The organism is Bacillus sp. SIMBA_154, from assembly GCF_046536015.1.
Lineage (GTDB): Bacteria > Bacillota > Bacilli > Bacillales > Bacillaceae > Bacillus > Bacillus pumilus_P.
Genome location: NZ_JAWJBV010000746.1, coordinates 1 through 230, shown reverse-complemented (window position 1 = coordinate 230; position 230 = coordinate 1). Strand labels below are relative to the sequence as shown.

The 230-nt window shown below is 36.1% G+C and carries 1 protein-coding gene; it reads left to right on the top strand.

The genetic code is table 11. From position 1 onward, the window contains the following. Window positions 1–22: 22 nt before the first annotated feature. Window positions 23–230 (top strand): efflux RND transporter permease subunit (locus R0K30_RS23865; protein WP_410613552.1); only part of this gene is annotated, 208 nt, incomplete at its 3' end.

Below are 230 nucleotides of genomic sequence, written 5' to 3'. Positions count from 1 at the left end.
AATTAAGAGCCTCAACAAATCCTTGTTTTTATCAACTTTCACGTCCGTTGTATGCTTACTGCCAATTCTCTTTATTAATGAGATTGAATCAAGTTTGTTCTATGATTTGGCAATTGTTCTGGTCACCGGGCTATCTGTCTCTTATCTCATTTCGATTTCTCTAACTCCAGCTCTAATTCAATTGCTGTCAAAAAGACGCCGATACAAAGGGATATTAAAACAACATCAAG